We start from the raw sequence: 22,594 nt of genomic DNA on the forward strand, positions 1-22,594 counted from the left end.
ATCTTCCAGGCCACGTTTGATCAGTCCCGAATGCGCTGAATGTATCCGCCCGGAGAGGAAGACAGCACGAGTTTTCCGTTAATCTCGGCGTCGACCTCGAAGAGGTCGGTTTCCTCGAGGTAGAGATTGAGGGCCGCGAGCGGCTCGTCGCCCTTGTACCAGATCTTGGAACGCTTCTTGGGAGCCTTGTCGGCGTCAAGATGTCCGACAGCTGTATCGGCGACGACCATGTAGCAGCCCTTCGTCACCAGGGGGCCATAGGCGCGCAACTCGGCCAGAACGTGGTCGCGGGAGTGGTCGGAATCGAGCACGACCATCACCGAGGCGCCCTCGGGGATCAGCGCGCGAACCTTTTCAAGCGTATCCTCGCCGACGGACGAGCCTTCCACCATTTCGATGCGGCGCGACATGGGGTGGGATTCGATCGTCTCGCGGTTGTGGGCGCGAATATCGATATCGACGCCGATGACCTTCCCCTTGCCGATGATCTCGAGCAGCGAAGCCATGAAGATGACGGATCCGCCGCGGGCGACGCCGGTCTCGATGATGACATCCGGCTTCGTCTTCCAGATGACTTCCTGGGTCGCCATCACGTCGGCCGGGAACTGGATGATCGGGACGCCGAGCCAGCTCCACAGGTACGAATAGTCGTAGCGGTCGAGCTCTGTCATCATGTCGAGACCACGCTCGAACACGTCCCGGTCCTCGCCGAGCGCCAGGCTCTGGCGCCGTTTGGAATCCTCGAATTCTGCCCGGTCGTCAGCCACGTGATACCATCCTTCTCGAATCTCGCGCGACCATAGCGCCCAACCCGGTCGCAGCCAAGCTCGCAAGCGGCCCGGGCAACGGTCTTTGCGGGCGTCTTGGAGATTGCCTGCGAGGCTGCCTGTGTGGCACACGAAGACACGCTCTCAGGAGGTTTTGCGGTGTCTTCCGACTTCATTCCCGTCGCCGGTCCGTCGATCACGGATCTGGAGGTCAATTACGCGGCCGACGCTGCCCGGAACGCGTGGTTCGCCAACCATTCCGTCTACAACACGAAATTCGAGGACCTCTTCGCGAGGACAGTGGGCGCGCGTCATGCGGTATCGCTACCGCATTGCACGGCCGCGATTCATCTGGCGCTTGCGGCAGGTGGCATTGGTGCCGGCGACGAGGTGATCGTGCCCGATGTCACGTGGATCGCCTCGGTGGCACCGGTCGACTATGTCGGCGCGACGCCGGTCTTCGTCGACATTCTTGCGGACACCTGGTGTCTCGACCCGGTGAAGGTGGAGGCGGCAATCACCGAGCGGACGCGTGCCATCATCGCCGTCGATCTTTATGGGTCCATGGCGGACTGGGTCGCGCTGCGCGAGATAGCCGACCGGCACGGCCTGTTCCTGATCGAGGACTCCGCCGAGGCGCTAGGCTCGACGCTGAATGGCCTTCCGGCGGGCAGTCATGGAGATGTCGGCGTGTTCTCCTTCCATGGTTCCAAGACCGTGGTCACGGGCGAAGGCGGCATGCTGGTCACCAGCGACGACGACCTCTTCGCCCGGGTGCTCAAGCTGCGCGACCACGGGCGACCGCCCGGCGACCGCTTTTTCCTCAACGACGAGGTGGGCTTCAAATACAAGATGAGCGCGCTTCAGGCGGCTGTCGGACTGGCCCAGATGGAGCGTTTCGATACGCTGATCGCTGAAAAGCGACGCATCTTCGCCGGATATCGCGACCGGCTCGCCGGAGTGGATGGTATCACGCTAAATGCCGAGCCGGCGGGTGTCTCGAACTCGTACTGGATGGTCACGATCGTGCCGGAGGCGCGGTTTGGCCTCGACAAGTTCGCCATCATGGAGGCGCTGCGCGAAAAGAGCATCGACTCGCGGCCCTTCTTTTCCAGGCTTTCGACGCTCGAGCCCTATCGCGACCGGGCCGACAGCCTGCGCTTTCTCGGCGAGCGGAGGGTGGGCGACGACATGGCGACCCGCGGCGTCAACCTTCCCTCCGGCTACCACATGGACGATATGCGGATCGAGCGGGTCTGCGACGCTGTACGGGAGCTCTTCGCGAACTGAGGCGGGCAGGGCGCGGGTCATGCAAGTTTCGTCAAGTTCCGGCGCAAATCGACGTAAAATTGAGTCATTTTCTTTTCGGGTCGATGTCGCGGATCATGTTCGCGGCACGCCTGCATGCGCGCCTGAGTCCGAATGCGTCGCCGGCGGCGTGGCCGGTCTTTTCCGGTGTGCGTGAGGCGATGGTTGCAAGGCGGGATCAGTACTCTTCAAGTTGAATCCGCTTCCATTCGTTCGTTAATCATTCGTTTACACTTCTGGAACGTCAAGGATGCTTGATCGCGCAAGAATACTTTCTGAAAGATCTATTACGTTGCGCGAAGCGCAGGATGTCCTATCCCGGGCAAGGGGCTGATCCGACTCGCGATTCGAGAATTCGGGACGGCTGGCCGTTCAAAGTCCGAATCCGGGGATAATGCCAATGACCGCTCGCACCGCATCGCCGCTCGCCACTCTGGCCCGCAGGCTGAGAACAGGCGCGGCGTTACCTCTCGCCGTCGTGCTCCTGGCCGGGGCCGAGGCGACATCGGCCGAGGCGAGTTGCTCGAGCAACGGGACGTCCGAGACCTGCAGCAACCTGATGGAGACCGGCCCGGTCACGCATACGGACGGCAGTGTCCTCAACCTGACGATCAACAACCTGTCCGCCGAATGGAACAACGGCGTCGGCAACAGCAACCCTCAGATCCATCTCGCGGCGCCGGCCACGGCGCCAGATGGTCATCACGGCGATGACGGTCCGGACGGGGCGGCGCTCAGCGCGACGGTCAGCCTTGATGGCGGCCACAACATGATCAACAACAATGGCATCCGTCTGGAGAGCAGCGGCTCGACCGGCAACAACGGCAATGACGTCTCCCACTTCGACAAGCACGCGACCGGCGGCAATGCGGGGGCGGGCGGTGACGGCGGCGCGGTCACTCTGACGATGAAGAAGACCGGCAGCGGCGGGGCCGCGGGCGGGATCTCCACCTACGCGGACGGCGACAGCACCTCCTTCGGCGTCGCGCTGAGTTCGATCGGCGGCACGGGCGGAACCGGCGGCGAGGCGCATTCCTCCGGCGGCCTGAAGGATGCCGAGGGTGGTGCGGGCGGCAACGGCGGCCAGGGCGGCACGGTGACGGGTACTCTCACGGACGGCCATTCGCTGAACTACTCGGGCGCCGGAATCGGACTTGTCGCCGTGTCGCGCGGTGGCGACGGCGGCACCGGCGGCAAGGGCAAGCTCGACACCTGGGGCGACCAGGACGACGCCTATGGCGGCCAGGCCGGCAATGGCGGCGATGGCGGCACGGTGACCTTCCTCGCCGATGCAAAGGACAACTACGTCACGACCAGTGGCACCTATGGCGTGTTCATGGCCAGCGTCGGTGGCGATGGCGGCACGGGCGGCGAGGCCGAATACGGTCACACCTATCCGGGCAAGGGCGGAGGCGGTGGCAACGGCGGCACGGTCAACGTGACGCTCTCGGCCAATGTCAAGAACACCACGGTCGGCGAGACCTATGGCGTCTATGTGAAGAGCGCGGGCGGTTTCGCTGGCGACAGCGGCGACGGCTCGGGCGGCATCACCGACCACGCGAGCAAGCCCGGCGAGCCTGGGGCTGCGGGCAATGCCACGCTCACCATGACCAACTCGAAGATCCAGAACGCCGATACCGGAGACAGCGCGAGTTCGAACGAACAGTCCTACGGTATCCTCGTGCAGTCGATTGGCGGCATGGGCGGGGCGAGCGGCAAGGCGACCGACGGGGTCGCGACCTATGGCGCCAAGGGGGGCAGCGGTGGTGCGGGCGCGACGGCGACGGTGAACCTCACCTCCACGACCATCACCATGTATGGCGACTACGGCACCGGCGTCCTGGCGCAGAGCGTGGGCGGCGGCGGCGGCGTCGCGGGCAAGACCGGCGGCGTCGTTGCCATGTCGGCCTCGGGTGGCGCCGGCGGCGTGGGTGGCGCGGTCGGCGGCACGATGAAGGACACGAGCGTCACTACCCATGGCGACCATTCCTACGGTATCCAGTTGCAGAGCGTGGGTGGCGGCGGCGGTGCGTCCGGCTCGGCGGCCGGTGTCGTGGCGGTCGGCGGCAAGTCCGGCGGCCTCGGTGGCGATGCGGACACGGTGTCGATCACGGTCGACAACACCAATGTCACGACCAAGGGCGATCACTCGGTCGGCCTGTCGCTCGCCAGCATCGGCGGCGGTGGTGGCCAGGCCTCCTCGTCCTCCGGCCCGATGGCCATCGGCGCCGATGGCGGTGGCGCGGGCAATGGCGCGGACGTGACGCTGACCGGACAGGGGTTCGGCATCAAGTCTTCCACCTCCGGCCGTCATTCGGATGCGGTGTCGCTGAAGTCCGTGGGTGGCGGCGGTGGCGATGGTGCCGGCACTTTCGAGCTGTTCGGCAATTTCTCGTCGCATGTGGGCAGCAGCGGCGGGGCGGGCGGCTCCGGCGGCGACATCTCCTACACCGGCACCGACTATGACGACCTGGAGACGAGCGGGCACCACTCGCATGGTGTCTCGCTGCTCAGCATCGGCGGTGGCGGCGGCACGGGCGGCAACATAATCACGATCAGCCTCGGCGTCGAACTCGACAATGTGCAGACGGCCAATGTCGGCGGCTCAAGCAGCAATATCAATCATGGCGGCGCCATCAAGGACACGACGATCGCCGGCTACATCTCGACCAAGGGCTATTCCTCCTACGGCGTTCTGGCCGCCTCGGTGGGCGGCGGCGGCGGCTCGGTCGGCTCCAGCTACGACTTCACGGTCGGCACCAAGTTCGGCAGCAGCTCGAACCTGGGATCGTCGCTCGGCTCGGGCTACAACACCGGCGGCGACGGCGGCGCGGTGACGCTGATATCAAACGCGACCATCTACACCGAAGGCGCTCATTCGAGCGGCATTCTGGCCGCGTCGGTTGGTGGTGGCGGCGGTGCGATGGGCAACGTCATTGACGGCACGGTCGGCGTGGAGATGCCGAACTGGAGCAGTCTGGCGGGCGCGCAATCCGGAGGCGGCGGCAACGGCGGCGATGTGAGCGTCACCCTTGCCAACGTGGCGATGGACACCGGAACGACGCGTGGCGACATCACCACCAAGGGGGACATGGCGCTCGGCGTGCTGGCCATGAGCGTGTCGGGTGGCGGCGGCCAGACGGGCACCACGGTCACCGCCGGCGTCGATACCGATATCGGCACCGTCACCTACGGCCAGACCGGAGGTGCAGCCGGAAAGGCCGGGGCCGTCAGCGTGACCTCCGCGGTCAATGTGTCGACGGAAGGCAATCTCTCCGCCGTGATCGCGGCGCTCAGCATCGGCAATTCAGGCGGCCATGGCGGCCTTGTGGTCAACGGCAACATCTCGGTCGCCGAGGTGAACTTCACTCAAGGCGGCGCCGGCGGCAACAGCGGCACGGCGGGCACGGTCGATGTGACCAACAACGGCACGCTCAGCAGCAAGGGCGACTGGGCGCCCGGTGTCCTGGCGCTCAGCGTCTCCGGATCTGGCGGTGCCGGCGGCACGACGGTGGCCGGCAACCTGGCCATGGCCTCCTTCGGAGCCGCCATCGGCGGCGGTGGCGGTGACGGCGGCACCGCGTCCAAGGTGACGGTGACCAACACCGGCAAGATCATGACGGAGGGCGAGTATTCCGCCGGCATCCTGGCCGCCTCCATCGGCGGTCATGGCGGCACGGCCGGCACCACGGTCAACGGAAACCTTACAGCCGGCGAGGCGGCGGTCAGCGGCACGGTGACCCTCGGCGGCGACGGCGGCAGCGGCGGTCAGGCCGGTGCGGTCGAGATCAACAACAAGAAGGGCGCCGTTGTCCTGACGGCTGAAAAATACGCGACCGGTATCCTCGGGCTGTCGCTCGGCGGCAGCGGCGGCGTGGGCGGTTCCAACTATTCGCTGGCCGGTGCGGGCGGTGAATATTCGGCCAGCATCAACGCCTCGTTCGGCGGAAAAGGCGGGGGGAGCGGCAAGGCCAATACGGTCACCATCACCAATGATGGTATCGTCGGCACCCAGAAGGTCTTCGCCGACGGCATCCTTGCCCTGTCCATTGGCGGCAACGGTGGCAAGGGTGGCGACAGCTACGCGATTTCGGCCGACTACTCGACCTCCGGCAGCTTCGACGCCTCCTACACGATGGGTGGCGAGGGCGGTTCGGGCGCGACCGGCGGCAACGTCACGGTCACCAACACCGGCATCGTTGCCGCGGCCGCGTCGTCGGCCGCCGGCATCAGGGCCCTCTCGATCGGCGGCAATGGCGGTGTCGGCGGCGGCGGCGTGGCCGCATTCGGCACGGTCGCCAACAATTCCGGCGGCGACAGCAAGTCGCTTTCGGTCAAGGGCGAGGTCGGCGGCCACGGCGGTAGCGGCATGAATGCCGGCACGGTGACGGTCAACAACAGCGGCACCATAACCGCCGACATCTGCTCGGTGATCAACCTGTCCTCCTGCTCGACGACGTCGGGGGGCGCGCCCGGGGTGTCCGGTTCCGGCGACGATGACGACAAGAAGTTCGACCCGAGCAAGTTCTTCACCTCGGTCGGCATCTCCGCCCAGTCGATCGGTGGCGGCGGCGGTGCCGGCGGCGACGCGGGCGCCTATGCGGTGGGCTACACCTACACGCCGAAGAACATCGAGGAAGCCAAGAGCTTCTCGCTGGAGATCACCCTTGGCGGCTCCGGCGGGGCCGGCGGCGACGGCAACACGGTCAATGTCGGCAACACCGGGACGATCCGCACGGCGGGGCTTGCCAGCTACGGCGTCTTCGCCCAGTCGGTGGGCGGCGGCGGCGGTTCCGGCGGCAACGGTTCGCCCGGCCTCGAGGGCTGGCTTGCCGACATCTATGAGGACTACGAGAAGATCAACCAGGTCCTGGAGAGCTGGGAGACGATCAAGAATATCTACCACAAGGAGTGGAAGGAGATATTTCTCGAATCCTGGAAGTTCAACATGGGCGGCGAGGGCGGCGGCGCCGGCAAGGGCGGTGACGTGACCGTCACCAACAACGGAACGATCATCACCGACGGTGAATCCGCGACCGCGATATATGCCCAGTCGGTGGGTGGCGGCGGCGGCGCCGGCGGTGACGGCTCGATGGGCGGTATCACCTCGATCGCCCTGTCGGGTTCGGCGGACGCCGGCAGCCATGGCGGCACCGTGACCGTCGACAACTACGGCAAGATCGTCACCAGCGGCGACGGCGCGATGGGCATCTACGCCCAGTCGGTGGGCGGCGGCGGCGGCACGGCCGGCGACGTGGAAGGCTCGATCATCGAGGAGATCGACTCGCTCGCCGAAGTGGTTGGCTACAACATCTTCGGCGGCACCGGCGCGGGAGCCGGCAAGGGCGGTGACGGCGGCGACGTGACGGTCAACCTGCATCAGGGCGGCTCGATCACCACCACCGGCGCCAACGCCCATGCGATCTGGGTGCAGTCGGTGGGCGGCGGTGGCGGCGCGGCCGGCTGGTACGGCCTAGGCGACGACAAGGCGCATGACGTCATCGGCAGCAACGGGGCGGAAGGCAAGGGCGGCCTCGCCAAGGTCACCGTCGATGGCACGATCGATGTCAGCGGTGAGGGCGCGCACGGCATTTTCGTGCAGTCGGCCGCCGGTGGCGTTTCCGATTTCGGGTCGGGCGGCGCCGAGATCAATGTGAACGGCACGATTACGGCCAGGGGCAAGCAGTCGCGCGCGATCCTCGTTCATACCGCGGACGCGGCAAGTAAAGAAAGCGAGATGGGCGTCGCCAACATCACCATCGGCAAGGATGGTTACGTTAGGACGACGGACGAGGAGGCCCACTCGACAATCGGCATCCTTGGCGGCCATTCCGTCTATAACGACGATCATTCGATCAACCTTTCGAACAAGCTGACGAACCACGGAAAGCTCTACTCGAACGCCTATGTGGTGCAGACCGACGGCGCGCATGCGTTCCAGCTCGAGAACGATGGCGAGCTTCATGGCCGTCTGGACTTCGGCTCCACGAGCACGGTGCGCAACGCGGTTACCAACCTGGCCGGTGGGACGATGTTCCTCGGTCACTCGAACCTCGGCACCAGCGAGTACTCGACGTTCGAGAACTCCGGCACCATGAAGGCTGGCTGGACCAACGACACGCGTCGCTCAATCATTACCTCGGGCGGCAGCTTCACGCAGACGTCCACCGGCACGCTTTTGTTCGACGTCTCCAAGGACGAGACCCAGGCGGGCTCCTTCACGCTCGACTTCGACAAGGGCGGCTCGCTCGACGGACAGCTTGCCTTCAACTTCGAGGGTGCGCTTTCCAATGGTGCGAACGGCTCCTTCGACGTGGCGACGCTGACGGCCGGTGACGGGTCCAGCTTCGACACCTCCAAGCTCGGCGTGCGGTCGGGCGGCGCGGTCGCCTACACCTGGTCGAAGGCGAGCCAGTCGGACGGCGATCACCTGACGCTCGGCTACACGGTCGACTATTCGGGCGACAGCACCGGCGCGACGCTGAGCGAAAACGCGCGCGGGTTCGGCCAGTACTTCGCGGGCGTCGTGGGACAGAGCGGCGGCATGACGGCGGAACAGCGCGAGGCGCTCGACTTCCTGGGTGTGCGCATCCTGAACGCGGGTGACAGCCGCGAGCTTGCCGGTGTCTACGAGGAGCAGATCCTCGAGGAAGCGGCGATGGGCGTCAGCAAGGCGCTGTCCACGACCCAGGCGGTGCATACCCTGCTGCAGAGCTGCCCGGTGCTCGACCCGACGGACCCCCAGGGCTTCTACCGCCAGCGTGATTGCGCCTGGTTCGAGGCGCTGGGCGGCAAGACGCATCAGGACGCGACGTCCTCCAAGGCTTCCAGCGACGAGTCCACCTATGGTTTCGCTGGTGCGATCCAGAAAGAAATCGCCGACGATCTCTTCCTCGAGATTGGTGGCCAGCTCGAGATGGTCACGCTGACCGGCGACAACTTCAAGCAGGATGGCACCCGCGTCAGCGGCGGCATGGCCCTGAAGCAGGAAGTGGGCAACCTGACCTTCGCCTCGAGCGTCGCCGGCGGTTTCTACGATCTCGACCACTCACGCATCTACAATGGCGCCGGCGGTCTGGCGACGGCGACGGGCGACGTGAAGGGCGGCTTCGTTTCCGCCGAGGCCCGCATCGAGGCGGTGTTCGAGGCGCATGGCTTCTACGCCAAGCCCAAGGCGGCGCTGGGCATCTCCCATGTGTGGCAGAATGCCTTCACCGAGCAGGGCACCGGCGGCTTCAACTGGCACACCAATGCGATTACGCACACGGCGGTGACGGCGCGGCCCTCGTTCGAGTTCGGGCACGCCTTCCAGTGGGGCTCCTCGGCGGCGGTTGCCTATCTGCGCGCGGGGCTCACGGCGGAGCTCACCAACCCGGACGTGAGCGTCACGACGCGTCTTGCCGGAGCGGGCGCGGGGCTCGGAAATCTCGACCTCAATGTCGGCAACGACCGGTTCACGGGCGACCTGGCGGCCGGGCTTTCGGTGGATGTCAGCGAAAGGTTCAACCTGTCGGTGCTCGGCCAGACGAGCTTCTCGGGGTCGTCCTACGGCTACGGCGGCTATGCGCGGGCGAGCCTGAAGTTCTGATCCGGCGGACCACGCCGGCAGGCGGCAACACGACAAAGGCCCCCGCACCGAACCGTGCGGGAGCCTTTTTCGTTTGCGCAAATGGGGAACGGTCGTCCTCAGACGGCCCAGCCGCCGTCGATCACATGGGTCTGTCCGGTGGTGAAGCCGCTCTCGTTCGAGGCGAGGTAGATCGCGAGGCTGGCGATTTCCTCCGCCTTGCCGATGCGGCCCATGGGCTGGCGGGCGATGAAGTCGCGCATGGCCGTCTCATAGTCGCCCGTGGCCCTGAGCCGGTCGTGCAGGGAGGGACTGTCGACGGTGCCGGGGCAGATTGCATTGCAGCGGATGCCGCGCGTCACGTAGTCGGCGGCGACCGACTTGGTCAGGCCGACGACGGCGGCCTTGGAGGCGCAATAGGCGAAGCGGTTCGGAACGCCCTTCACCGAGGAGGCGACCGAGGACATGTTGATGATGGAGCCGCCGCCGCGCTCCAGCATGGCGGGGAGAACGGCGCGGATCATGCGGAACATGGCCTTGGCGTTGAGCGCGAAGGCGACGTCCCAGTCCTCTTCCGTGCACTCAAGCAGCGCGCCCGCGTGCACCACGCCCGCGCAGTTGAACAGCACGTCGAGGGGGCCGACATCGGCTGTCAGCGCGGCGATGGCGGCGGCGTCGGTCACGTCGAGGACACGGGTCTCGATGCCCCGCGTGTCGGCAAGCGAGGCGAGCGCGTCGGCATTGATGTCGGTGGCGATGACCCGCGCGCCCTCGGCGGCGAAGGCGAGAGCGCTCGCCCGGCCGATGCCCTGGCCTGCGGCGGTGATGAGGCAGGTCTTGTCTGCAAGTCGCGCCATGGTGGTTCCCTCCCGGATTGGCGATGATTTTCCGTACCCTAGCGGCTCCCCGCACAAGTCGCGAAGGGCAAAAGCCATTTCCCCAGGGGCAGGTTTTGCTGCATCGCGGCGATGTCAGGCGTCCGGCGCGGCGGCCGAGACCCCCAGTTCCAGGATGGCGCATGCGCCTCCGCCGTCCGCGTTTTCCAGCGAGAAGCGGCCGCCGTGGGCCCGGGCCACCGCCGCGACGATGTTGAGGCCCAGGCCGCTGCCTGGCATCTCACCGGTGTTGGAGGCGCGGAAGTAGCGCTTGGCGAGATTGCCGGTCTCCGCTTCGGGAATGCCGATGCCGTGGTCCTGGACGCGAATGACGAGGGTGTCGTCGCGACATTCGGCGGTGAGCGTGACCGCGTCGTCCGGGCCGGAAAACTTGAGCGCATTGTCGATCAGGTTGGTGAGCGCGATGGAGACCATGTCCGTGTCGATGTCGATCAGCGTCTTCTCCGTGACGCCCGAGAGATCGAGGAGCACCTGGCGTTCCGGCGCGAGATCGGCCGCATGGCGGACGATGGTGCGCAGGGTTTCGGCGGCCGGGCGGGGGACGAGATCGGCACGTGCGCTCACGCCCTCCACCCGGCTGCGCTTCAGCGAGACGTCGAGCACCTCGACGAGGGAGCGCACGGCAGCCTTGATCTGGCCGACCCGGCGATGGTTGTCGGTGTCGGTCGCGGGCAGGGTGTGGCGGATCGCGGCGACGGAGGAGCGGATCACCGCCAGCGGCGTCTGGTACTGGTGGGTGATGACGTCGACGAAACGGACCTGTTCGGCCTGCGCGGCGCGCTCCGCCTCCAGCGCGGTTTCGGCGGCAAGCTTGGCGCTCTGCAGTTCGGCGGTGCGCACGCGTACGAGCTGGCGGGCGGCATGTTCCGCCTTGCGCGCGATGCGCAGGGACGCGGTCTGGCGCCGGCGCCGGTCGGCGACACGGGCGCGCTGCACCAGGGAGAGCGACATCAGAGCGACGAAGGCGATGGAGCTTACCTGATAGCCAAGCTCCGTTATCGCGTCGAAGGAGAGAACGCCGAAGAGGCGACCCACGACCAGGACGACGCCGACAAGCTGGATGCCGGTGGCGATGGTGGCCAGAATGCTCCCGGGCCGGCGATGGCGCAGCAGCAGGATCAGGTTGCCAACGAACAGAAAGCCGATGAGGACCGAGACGACCAGCAGAAGCGGCATCACGACGACCTGGTACCAGGACGTGAAGGGCGCGATCAGCGTGAGGCACTGCAACGGAAACAGAAATTTTATCGCCCGATCCGCGAGGGGAAAGTAACGCCGGGTCTCGAGCTGGTACCGGATGAAGACAAGAAAGGCGAGTGCGGGGAACAGCACGCCCCAGCCGGTGAGCACGTCGTCGGAATAGGCCCCGGCCACCACGATGTTGGGAGGCAGGATCGCGCCGTCGGTGAGGACCGTGAGGATGTTGGCGACGAGGAACGCGAAGAAGCTCAGGAACAGCGGACGGCGCAATGTGGCCCAGTAGAAGAAATGGATCAGGGCGAAGGTGAACATGACCGCTATCAGGGCGCTGAGCTTCATCGCCCGTTCCTGGCTCACCCTGAGCAGCGGCGCCGCGGTCAGCACCTGACCGCTCATCGACATGCTGCTGGTGGTGTCGATGCGCAGGTAGATCTCCGCCGCAGGCGCGTCCGGCAGGGCCAGTTCCGCGAAGAGGTCGTGGATCGCTAGATCCTCGCCCGCTGGCGGGATCACGTGGTCGCCGAACGTGAGCTTGCGGAAATCGCCGCCGCGTTCCGGCGCGGCCCTCACCGGCACATGAAGGGTGACGCTGTCGAGATAGGTCGGGCGCAGGAGCAGGTACAAGGGTTCCGGCCAGCGCCTTGTGCCACGCTCCAGACGCACCCGCAGCCAGACGGTGTCGGTCGTATAGCCGAGAGCGAGATTGTCCGGCAGGGCGGTAAAACGCTGCCGTGCGGAGCCGAAGGCCACATCCTCGATATCGAGATCGCCGCCGGGGTCGCGCAACATGTCCATGTGACCGATCAGGTCACGTTCGACAGGTGCCATGCCCAGCGTCAACGCGGGCGCGTGACCGCCGGCGCGGGCCGTTTCCGGCTGGGTCAGGCCCGGAAACACCAAAAAAATCAAGGCGACGCATATTGTCGTCAGGACTCGTGCGGCCGTATGATAGAGGGGATGGCCGGGATCGCGCAGGGCGCGGTCGATGGTGCCCCAGGGGGCTGGGCGCCAGGAGGCCGGGCGAGTGAGAGAGGCAGGGTCGTGGCACGGGTCGTACTGGTCGAGGACAACGTCGCGCTGCGCAAGAGTCTTGCGGATTGCCTGACCGTATTCGGTCACACGGTCGCCGAAGCGGGCGACGCTGCGGAACTCTACCGGATGCTCGGGGACACCACGTTCGACGTGGCCGTGGTCGACGTCAACCTGCCCCATCACAGCGGCTTTTCCATCACCCAGTACCTTTCGGAGCAGACGCCGACGGCGGTCATCATTACCACCGTGCGGCAGGCCGTGGAAGACCGGGTCCGCGCCTATCAGAGCGGGGCGGACATCTACATGGCAAAGCCGGTGGAGCCGGAGGAACTCTCCGCCGCGATCGAAAGGCTTTCGGGTCGGCAGCCGTCTGGCACGGGCCAAGGCGAGGATGCGTCCGCCGCATGGATTTTCGAGCGGGAGAGCGCGATGCTTGTCGCTCCCAACGGACTGAGCGTGCGCCTCAGCCCGCGCGAGGCGGCCTTTCTCGATCACATGATCCGCAGCGGGCATGACGTCGTCAGCCGGTCCGAGCTTTTTTCCGCGCTGGGCGAGGCCGATGACGAGGCGTCCCGGTCGCGGCTGGATGTCCGTCTCAGCCGGTTGCGCTCCAAGGTGCTTGCCGCGACGAAGACCAGCCTTCCGCTTCTGACGGCGCACAACACCGGCTTTTCCCTGTCAGCTGTCTTTGTCATTCGCTGATTCCGGCGCAACGGCAGCAGGAGCATGTGAAAGATATCTTTCATTTGCTGACGCAACGCAATGCGTGCATGTCCGGAAAATATCAGTCTCCAATTGAATTTTGACTATGATTTAATGGAAATTCGCGAGAGGTCGTGCGCGATTCCGGCTTTCCTGACTCAGGGCAATTCCGCATCCTGCGCGTATTGATACGGATTTCTCATGTAACAAATCTTTCATTTCGGGATTTGTTTTTCTGATTTTCTCCATGGGTCCATGTTGTGATTCCAATTTTAAGCCACGCTTAAAGACTTTCGGGAAACCTTGGAGCAACCCGCAACGGGCAAGGAACGGGCGCAGGGGGCTGCTCCTTTGTCATGGGCCGGAGTGCTCGTGAAACAGGTGAAGGATCGCTTCATGCGATGACGCTCCCGGCGGGGCGGCATCCGGCGGCGACGCGTCACAAGCTCCCGCCACCCGGTTCGGTCCGCTGTCAGGCTTCTTCGGGCATTTCGCCCGCGTGACAGGATTCCGGCTCATGGCTCGCAAGCATTTCGTTTCCGCTTCCCGCTCCAGAATTGTGCCCATGAGCGTGCCGCTTGCCATGGCCCTTCTGTCGGCAACCGCGATCACGCCGGTTTCGGCGCAGGTCGTCACCAGCACCCAGTCAAAGACGCGTGATGTGTCGAAGGAAGGCGGCCTCGTTCATGATCCTGGCGAACTGGTCTACTCGTTCAAGACCAGCAAGGGCGATGGCGCGGACGCTGGCGGAATTGGCACGGCCTGCCGGCATTTCGACAAGCCCTGGCCCGACGGGGCGGGGAAGCATTCGACATGCGGCTATACCGGTCATGCGGCCTCAACTCCGGATTCGATCAGTTCCGTCTTCATCGACATCGGCAAAGCCCAGCCGGCGTTGAAGGGAAGCTCCGACGCCGACCACCCCTATGACGGGCCGCTGGTTCTCGTCAGGAGCCGTGGCGGCAATGGCGGCGCGGGCAGCGAGGGCTACGATCCTGACTTTCGCGACGGCTATGGCGGTCTGGGAGGTGCCGGCGCGCGGGCCGGAACGATCGCGTTCAGCATCGGCATCAACAACAAGATCGACGTGTCGAGCTACGGACATTCGGCCATGGTGTTCCTGGCCGTCAGCGGCAATGGCGGCGATGGCGGTGCCGGATCGGCCCTGAACGGTGGCGGGCACGGCGGCAATGCCGTGGGCGGCGCCAATGGCAGCACCGTGACCGTGGAGCTTTATGGCGGCGGCAGCGTTCACGCGACCGGGACGGGCAAGAAGGTGGCCGCCATTCATGTGGCCAGCAAGGCGGGCGATGGCGGCGACGGCGGTGACGGACTTGCCTCGCTTGGAAACGGGTCCGGCGGCAATGGCGGGTCCGGGGGGGTCGGGGGCGCTGTCTCGCTCACGATCGGAAAGGCCGACGTGGCTTCTTCGGCCCTCGATATTTCCACGACGGCGGACAAGGCCTCGGGCGTGGTGCTCCAGTCCCATGGCGGTATCGGCGGCAGCGGTGGCGAGGGGACGGCCATATGGGGCGGCAGTGACGGCGGCAACGGCATTGGCGACGGGCATGGCGGAACGGTCAATCTTGCCTTCCACGGCGGCAGTATCACCACGAACGGCAAGGATTCCGACGGCATTCTCGCGCAAAGTGTTGGCGGGTTCGGTGGTGACGGCGGCCAGGACGACGGCATCTTTGCCGCCTATGGCGGTGACGCCGGCAAGGGTGGCAACGGCGGTCATGTCGGTCTGACCCTGGACGGGACCACGATCACCACGCACGGCGATCACTCCATCGGCATCCTCGCCCAGTCGGTCGGCGGCGCCGGGGGGCGTGCGGGGTCTGGCGACGGCATCGTCGGCATCGGCGGGACCGGTGGCCAGGGCGGCGATGGCGGCAGCGTCGAGGTGTCGCTGAAGAACGTGACCGTCAAAACCGGCGGCGCGCATTCCGATGCGGTGTCGCTTCAGTCCGTTGGCGGTGGCGGTGGCACCGGTGGCTCCTCGGAGTCCATCGCAGCGGAGTTCGTCCATGTGGTGGGCGCTGCCGGCGGCACGGGTGGCGATGGTGGCGATGTCACCTCCCACGGTACGACGGGACTGTCTGTCGTCACGGAAGGGTTCCGGTCGCGCGGCATTCTGCTGCAGTCGGTCGGTGGTGGTGGCGGCTCGAGCGGCAACACACTGAACGTCGCCATCGGCTTCGACTTCAATTCCTCGCTCGGCGGCATCGCAGCGGCCGGGGGCGGCAACGGCGGCAAGGTGGATGCCACCATCGACGGCCAGATCGAGACGAAGGGCGATGGGGCCGCCGGCGTCCTGGCCCAGTCGGTTGGCGGCGGCGGCGGCTCGGCGGGCAATACGGTCGAGGCGTCCGTCGGCTTCACGTTCAACCACAATGTCGGCACCAATGGCGGTTTTGGCGGAGACGGTGGAACGGTCACGCTCGACAATCACGCGGCCATCCAGACCGACGGCAACGATTCCGACGGCATTCTTGCCCAGTCGGTGGCCGGCGGTGGTGGCCAGTCGAGCAACGTCGTCAATGCCAGCGTTGGCGTCGACATGGGCCAGTACATCTCGACTCAGGGCGCGTTCGGCGGCGTCGGGGGTGACGCCGGAACGGTGAATGTCTCCTCGACCGGCGCGATCACCACCAAGGGCATTCTCTCCCACGGCATCCTGGCGCAATCGGTGGCCGGCGGCGGCGGCAAGTCCGGCTACACGGTCGACGGTGCCATCGGCATCAATGTTGCCTCCTCGCTCGGCCAGACCGGCGGTGTCGGCGGCACGGGCGGGCAGGTCAAGGTCGTCAACAAGGGCAAGATCAGGACCGGCGGCCAGCAGTCCTTCGGCATTCTGGCGCAGTCACTCGGCGGCGGCGGCGGCAATGGCGGCGTGACCGTCAACGGAAACATCGGCGCCGAGATCAACTACACGCATGGCTCGAACGGAGGCATCGGAGGTCAGGGCGGTGACGTCAGCGTCGAGAACGACGGCGAGATCAATACCGGTGGTGACGGTGCCATCGGCATTCTTGCTCAGTCGCTTGGCGGCGGCGGCGGCGCCGGCGGCGTGACGGCAAACGGTGCACTCAGCATTCTCAACATCGCGATCGGTGTCGGCGGAAATGGCGGCGGGGGCAGCAACTCCGGCACGGTGAATGTCTTGAACACGGGCATGATCATCACGGACGGCAACTATGCGGTGGGCATCGCCGTCAACGCGGCCGGAGGTTCGGGAGGCAATGCCGGAATCCTGGCCCAGGGTACCGGCTCCGGCGGACCGATTTCCGGCAGCATTTCTGTCGCGGTCGGTGGCGATGGCGGCGCTGGCGGTACCGGGGGCGCTGCTTCCGTGTCGAACCAAGGGGAAATCTTTACCTTCGGTTACGCCGCGACCGGCATCTACGCCCAGTCCGTGGGCGGCAATGGCGGCAGCGGCGGGGCGGTCTTCGCCGGCACCATCGATGTGTCCTCGGAAGGCGCGGGCAATGTCAACGTGACCGTCGGCGGTGCCGGCGGCGACGGTGGCAAGGGTGGCCTCGTCACTGTCGACAATTCGGGTGCGATCACGACCTCCGGTCACTACGCGGATGCGATCTTCGCCCAGTCGGTGGGCGGCAACGGCGGATCCGGCGGCCTGAGCTATGGCGGCACGCTGTCGGTCGGCACGGGCGCCAACATCAGCTCCAACGTCGAGGTCGGCGGCGAGGGCGGCGGTGGAGCCATCGGCGGCGACGTCACGGTGACCAACACCGAGATGCTGGCCACGTCGGGCGGCAACGCGCACGGCATCTTCGCCCAGTCGATCGGCGGCAATGGCGGCGACGGTGGCGCTGGCTACGCGTTCCTCGGCGACTTCGCCCGCGAGAAGGAGAACTACGTCAAGGTCACGGCCAATTCCCAGGTCGGCGGCTCTGGCGGAGAGGGGCAGCATGCCGGCAAGGTGTCCATCGACAATTCCGGCCAGATCACGACCGTGCAGGACACGTCCTACGGCATCTACGCGCAGTCGGTCGGCGGTGGCGGCGGCGACGGCGGCAACGCTGGCGCCTATTCCATCGGCTACACGCTGGCGCCCGAGAACGAGGAAGGCGAGGCGGCGGAAGCCAAGGGCATCAGCCTGTCCTACACCATGGGCGGCTCCGGCGAGGGCGGGGGCGATGGAAACGACGTCGTCGTGTCGAACTCCAAGGGGGGCATCAAGACCCAGGGCGTCGCCTCCTACGGCGTTTTCGCACAGTCGGTGGGCGGCGGCGGCGGCACCGGCGGCAACGGCGAACCGGATCTCGAGGGCTGGGTCGCGGATGTCTACGACGTCTACGAGAGGCTCAATGCGGTCAAGGAAGTCTATGAGCAGGTCAAGGAGTTTCCCAAGAGCCTGATCGAGGGCTTCTCCGTCAATGTCGGCGGCAGCGCCGGCGTCGGCGGACATGGCGGCGACGTGACCGTGACCAATGGTTCCCAGATCGAGACCGATGGCGACTCCGCGACCGGCATCTACGCCCAGTCGGTGGGCGGCGGTGGTGGTTCCGGTGGCGACGGCAGCGGCGGCCTCCTCATGTCGGTGACCGTTGCGGGCAATGCCAAGGGCGGCGGCGACGGCGGCACGGTCAACGTGAGCAGCACAAACATGATCTACACGGAGGGTGACGGAGCGCTCGGCATCTTCGCGCAATCCGTGGGCGGTGGCGGCGGCGCGGCCGGCGACATCGAGACCACGATCGTGCATGCGGTGGACGATATGTGGGAGACGCTCGGAGCGCAGGCCGTCCCGGTCGATGACGGCGGGGACGGTGGCGACGGCGGCGACGTGACCATCGAGGTCGCCGGCGGCATTGTCACCTTCGGCAAGGCGGCGCACGGCATCTATGCCCAGTCGGTGGGCGGCGGCGGCGGCGCCGAGGGCGAGCTCATCGTCGATGGTATCGACGACAACCCCGGCTACATCGGCAGCGAGGGGCGCGAGGGTAATGGCGGCCTGGTGTCGGTGACCGTCAACAGCGACGTTGTCAACGTGAGTGGCGAAGGGGCGGTCGGCATTTTCGCCCAGAGCGCTGCGGGCAGCGGCGACAGCTACTCCAAGGGCGTCAAGATCTCCGTGAAGGGCGGGGCGACGGTGCGGGCCGAAGGCAAGGATGGCCGCGCGATCCTGGCCCAGGCGTCCAGCTACAACAAGGATCATGACCCCGAGGGCAAGAATCCGGGCGAAGGGGTGGTTGCTATCAAGATCGCCAAGGATGCCCTTGTCGAGACCACGAGTGCCGATGTGCACGAGACGATCGCGATCATGGGTGGCCGGACCGTCATGAACCCCGACGGATCGGCGATCCAGCGATCGAACGGCATCGAGAACAGCGGCACCCTGCGCAGTGCCGACATGGACTCCGTCGTGGTGCGCAATGACAAGGCCGCATCCCTCACCATCACCAATCTCGGTGCTTTCAGCGGCTCGGTCGCGCTCGACGGCAGCAACGCCCAGGGGTTCTACAACATCTCGGACGGCGTTGCCGAACTCGGCACCAGCTTTAACCTCGGCAGCCACGCGGCGACGCAGTTTGAGAACAACGCCGTCATGACCGCCGGCAAGATGGGGGCAATCGCGACTTCGCGTGTCACCACCGGAACCTTCACGCAAGAATCGGACGGCGTCTACCAGGTGGATGCGGTTCGACACGGCGACGGAAGCGTCGAGCACGACAAGATCCTTGTCGATGTGGGCGGGCAATCCGGCAAGGTGACGCTCGGAGGAACCATCGAGACCAACTGGCTGAAGGACACCGTTATGGCTGACGGCCACAAGGGGTACCTGTCGGTGCTTTCCACCACCGGCGGTGGCAACATCGACATCTCCGGGCTTGAGGTCGCGAACACCGCGACGGTGACCTATTCCGTCGCGAACAAGGACAGCAACAAACGGGTGCAGGTCGATTATTCGGTCGATTATTCGGGCAAGTCGTCCGGTGTGGAACTCAGCGAGAACGCAAGGCGCTTCGCGAGCTTCTATGCCGATGCGCTGGCCGCGATCGAGGCGGGTGGCACCTCGGGCAAGCTGGAAGAGGGCCTGAAGGCGATTTCTCACCAGTTCCTCAATGCCAGGACAGGTGCCGACCTCGAAAAGCGCCTCCGCTCGGTCACCAGCGAGGAAAGCCTGGCCGGCGCGAGCGCCGCCGTGAACGCCTCGCAGGCGCTGCACCGGCTGCTGCAGAGCTGTCCGACGCTCGACCCGGAGACGGGCAGGGAGTTCTTCCGTCAGCGCGATTGCGTGTGGATGCAGGCCATCGGCAACCGGCATCACCAGAGTGCGACGGGATCGACCAATGCGTTCCGCGAGGTGACGACCGGTGTCGCCGGCGCCATCCAGAAGGAAGTGTTCGACGACACCTTCATCGAGGTTGGCGGGCAGATCGAGTTTCTCGACGTGACCTCGGCCGGCTTTGGCCAGTCGGGCACCCGCATCTCCGGCGGTGTCGCGTTCAAGCACGAGATCGGCGCCTTCACGCTCTCCACCACGCTCGGCGGCGGTACCTACGACCTCGACCAGACGCGCCGGTATGTGGTGGGGGCGACCGCTCATGCCGCGAACGCCGACGTGAAGGGGAGCTACCTCACCGCGGAGGGACGTGTCTCGGCGGTGTTCGAGCGGCACGGCTTCTATGCCAAGCCCTCGGTCGCGCTGTCGCTCACCCAGCTCTGGCAGGATGCCTTCCGCGAGAGCGGCTCCGGGCCGATCAACTGGAACGTGGGCAGCGTGTCGAAGACCTCGGTCATCGTCACGCCCGGTCTGGAGGTCGGCCATGCCTTCGACCTCGCCGACAGGCCGACGGTGGCCTTCCTGCGCGCGGCCCTTGCAACGGAACTGACCGATCCGAGCGTCACGACGACCCAGGTGCTTGCCGGGGCGAGCGCCTCGCTCGGCGGTCTTTCCAGCACGTCCAGCTCCGACCGCACGCGGGCGACCTTCTCCGCCGGCTTCGACATGGATGTGAGCGAGCGGTTCTCCGTCTCGCTGCTCGGTCAGGCCGGTCTCAGCGAGAACACCACCGACATCGGCGGCTATGCCCGCGCCAAGCTGCGCTTCTGAGCGCGCAAGACGACTGGAACCGAGGAAACGTCCCATGAAAAGAGCATCCACGGCGGCGCTGGCCCTTCTCGCGGCCACACTCCTGTCCTCCACACAGGTCCTTGCCGCGGAGATGGCGGACCGGATCTGGTCCGGCGGGTCGATCCTGACGATGGACGACACCAATCCCCGCCCGGAAGCGGTGGCGGAGAAGGATGGCGAGATCATTGCCGTTGGCTCCGAGGCCGACGTGATGAAGCTCAAGGGCAAGGACACGAAGATCATCGATCTCGGCGGACGCGCGATGCTGCCGGGCTTCGTCGATGCGCATGGCCATGCCTTCATGATCGGCATCCAGGCAGCGGCGGCGAACCTGCAGCCCGCGCCCGACGGCAAGGTCAACGACCTGGACGCGCTGGAAAGCGTGCTCACCGACTGGACCAAGGCACATCCCGACCGGCTGAAGCGCCTCGGCACGATCCTGGGCTTCGGCTATGACGATGCCCAGCTCAAGGAACAGCGCCACCCCACGCGCGAGGACCTCGACAAGGTGTCGACGGACATGCCCGTCCTCATCATCCACCAGTCGGGCCACATCGGCGTGATGAACTCCAAGGCGCTGGAACTGGCCGGCATCACCGCCGATACCAAGGACCCGGAAGGCGGCAAGATCCGCCGCGAGGAGGGCTCCAACGAGCCCAACGGCGTTCTGGAGGAGGCGGCCTTCTTCGGCGCGGCGCTGAAGCAGCTTTCCGATCTCGACAAGGACGGCGCGCAGGAGCTCTTCGTCGCCGGGACCGAGCTTCTGGCGAGCTACGGCTACACCACCGGGCAGGAGGGGCGCTCGACCCCCAACGTAGTCAGGATCATGGAGGCGGCCTCGAAGGCGGGGCGCACCAAGATCGACGTGGTGACCTATCCGGACGTCCTGGTCGATCGGGACATGATCCTCAAGGGCCAGTCCCGGGAGTACAAGAACCGTTTCCGCATCGGCGGTGCCAAGCTGACCATCGACGGCTCGCCGCAGGGGTTCACCGCGCTGCGCGACCGGCCCTACTACAATCCGCCGGCCGGATACCGTGCCGACTATGCGGGCTACGCGGCGGCCAGCGCCGACCAGGTCTTCGACGCGGTCGACTGGGCTTTCGCCAATGACGTGCAGATCCTCACGCATTCCAACGGCGAGGGCGCCTCGGACATGCTGATCGCCGCGATCAAGACGGCGGAGGAAAAATACGGCAGGGCCGACCGTCGGCCGGTGCTGATCCACGGCCAGTTCCTGCGCAAGGACCAGGTCGCCGCCTTCGACGAACTGGATGTGTTTCCCTCGCTGTTTCCCATGCACACCTTCTATTGGGGCGACTGGCACCGTGACCGGACGGTGGGCCCGGAGAATGCCGACAACATCTCGCCCACGGGCTGGGTGCGCGAGCGCGGCATGATGTTCTCCTCTCACCACGACGCCCCGGTGGCGTTCCCCGATTCCATGCGCATTCTCGATGCCACCGTCACGCGGCGCACGCGCTCCGGCGACATTCTGGGGCCCGACCAGCGGGTCGACGTGATGACCGCGCTCAAGGCGATGACCATCTGGCCGGCGTATCAGCACTTCGAGGAGAACCGGAAGGGCTCGATCACCCTCGGCAAGGTCGCGGACTTCGTGATCCTGTCGGGCGATCCGACGGCAATCGATCCGGAGACTCTGGACACGCTCAAGGTCCTGGAGACGGTCAAGGAGGGCGAGACCATCTTCACCCGCGCGGCGGACGGCGATGCCTCCGGCAAGCAGGGCGCGCTCCAGCCGATGCCGAACGTCGGCGGCGACACCTTCGGCAATTTCCTGCGCCATGCCTCGCATGATGTGGAAGAGGCCGGCGGTCATGCGCATGGACCGGATGTCTATTTCACCGCGCTCGCAAGGGGCCTCGCCCGCCACGGCGAGTGAGGGCGGACAAGAACCGGAGCGCGGCCGCGCCCGCTGGGGGCTTTTCGCTTCGGCCGGGGTTGCCAATGGGCCCCGGGTCGCGGGCCTTGCGGCCCTTGCCCGGGGTGACGCCGA

General features: G+C 66.2%; 8 protein-coding genes. 5 read left to right on the forward strand and 3 right to left on the reverse strand.

The genetic code is table 11. From position 1 onward, the window contains the following. Window positions 1-20 precede the first annotated feature (20 nt). The gene (locus ACYX4S_RS01615) at window positions 21-767 is read right to left on the reverse strand and encodes a cephalosporin hydroxylase family protein (protein WP_476361635.1); all 747 of its coding nucleotides are present in this window, start codon (window positions 765-767) and stop codon (window positions 21-23) included. Between the two features lie 159 nt (window positions 768-926). On the opposite strand from ACYX4S_RS01615, the gene ACYX4S_RS01620 reads away from it, so the two are divergent. Together ACYX4S_RS01620 and ACYX4S_RS01625 are read left to right on the forward strand one after the other, a co-directional pair. Beyond that, a complete protein-coding gene (locus ACYX4S_RS01620; protein ID WP_476361636.1) occupies window positions 927-2,057 on the forward strand; it encodes a DegT/DnrJ/EryC1/StrS family aminotransferase in 1,131 nt (376 codons plus the stop codon). A gap of 418 nt (window positions 2,058-2,475) precedes the next feature. Continuing rightward, entirely contained in the window at window positions 2,476-9,663 is a 7,188-nt protein-coding gene (locus ACYX4S_RS01625; protein WP_476361637.1) for a hypothetical protein, read from the forward strand. 98 nt (window positions 9,664-9,761) lie between these two features. On the opposite strand, the gene ACYX4S_RS01630 is transcribed toward ACYX4S_RS01625, so the two are convergent. Further along, the gene (locus tag ACYX4S_RS01630) at window positions 9,762-10,499 is read right to left on the reverse strand and encodes an SDR family oxidoreductase (RefSeq protein ID WP_293718146.1); all 738 of its coding nucleotides are present in this window, start codon (window positions 10,497-10,499) and stop codon (window positions 9,762-9,764) included. 114 nt (window positions 10,500-10,613) lie between these two features. Continuing rightward, a complete protein-coding gene (locus ACYX4S_RS01635; protein ID WP_476361638.1) occupies window positions 10,614-12,566 on the reverse strand; it encodes a sensor histidine kinase in 1,953 nt (650 codons plus the stop codon). A 213-nt stretch (window positions 12,567-12,779) separates the two neighbouring features. Between ACYX4S_RS01635 and ACYX4S_RS01640 the strand changes: the two genes are divergently transcribed. The 3 genes from ACYX4S_RS01640 to ACYX4S_RS01650 all read left to right on the forward strand — a co-directional run bounded on the left by ACYX4S_RS01640 (window position 12,780) and on the right by ACYX4S_RS01650 (window position 22,480). Then, the gene (locus ACYX4S_RS01640; protein WP_476361639.1) at window positions 12,780-13,472 is read left to right on the forward strand and encodes a response regulator transcription factor; all 693 of its coding nucleotides are present in this window, start codon (window positions 12,780-12,782) and stop codon (window positions 13,470-13,472) included. Between the two features lie 517 nt (window positions 13,473-13,989). Next, a complete protein-coding gene (locus tag ACYX4S_RS01645) occupies window positions 13,990-20,556 on the forward strand; it encodes a hypothetical protein (RefSeq protein WP_476361640.1) in 6,567 nt (2,188 codons plus the stop codon). Window positions 20,557-20,590: 34 nt separating this feature from the next. Beyond that, window positions 20,591-22,480 (forward strand): amidohydrolase, encoded by a 1,890-nt coding sequence (locus tag ACYX4S_RS01650; RefSeq protein ID WP_476361641.1) that lies wholly within the window; start codon window positions 20,591-20,593, stop codon window positions 22,478-22,480. The last annotated feature ends 114 nt before the right edge of the window (window positions 22,481-22,594 follow it).

The organism is Stappia sp. ABD4_338, assembly GCF_056312175.1.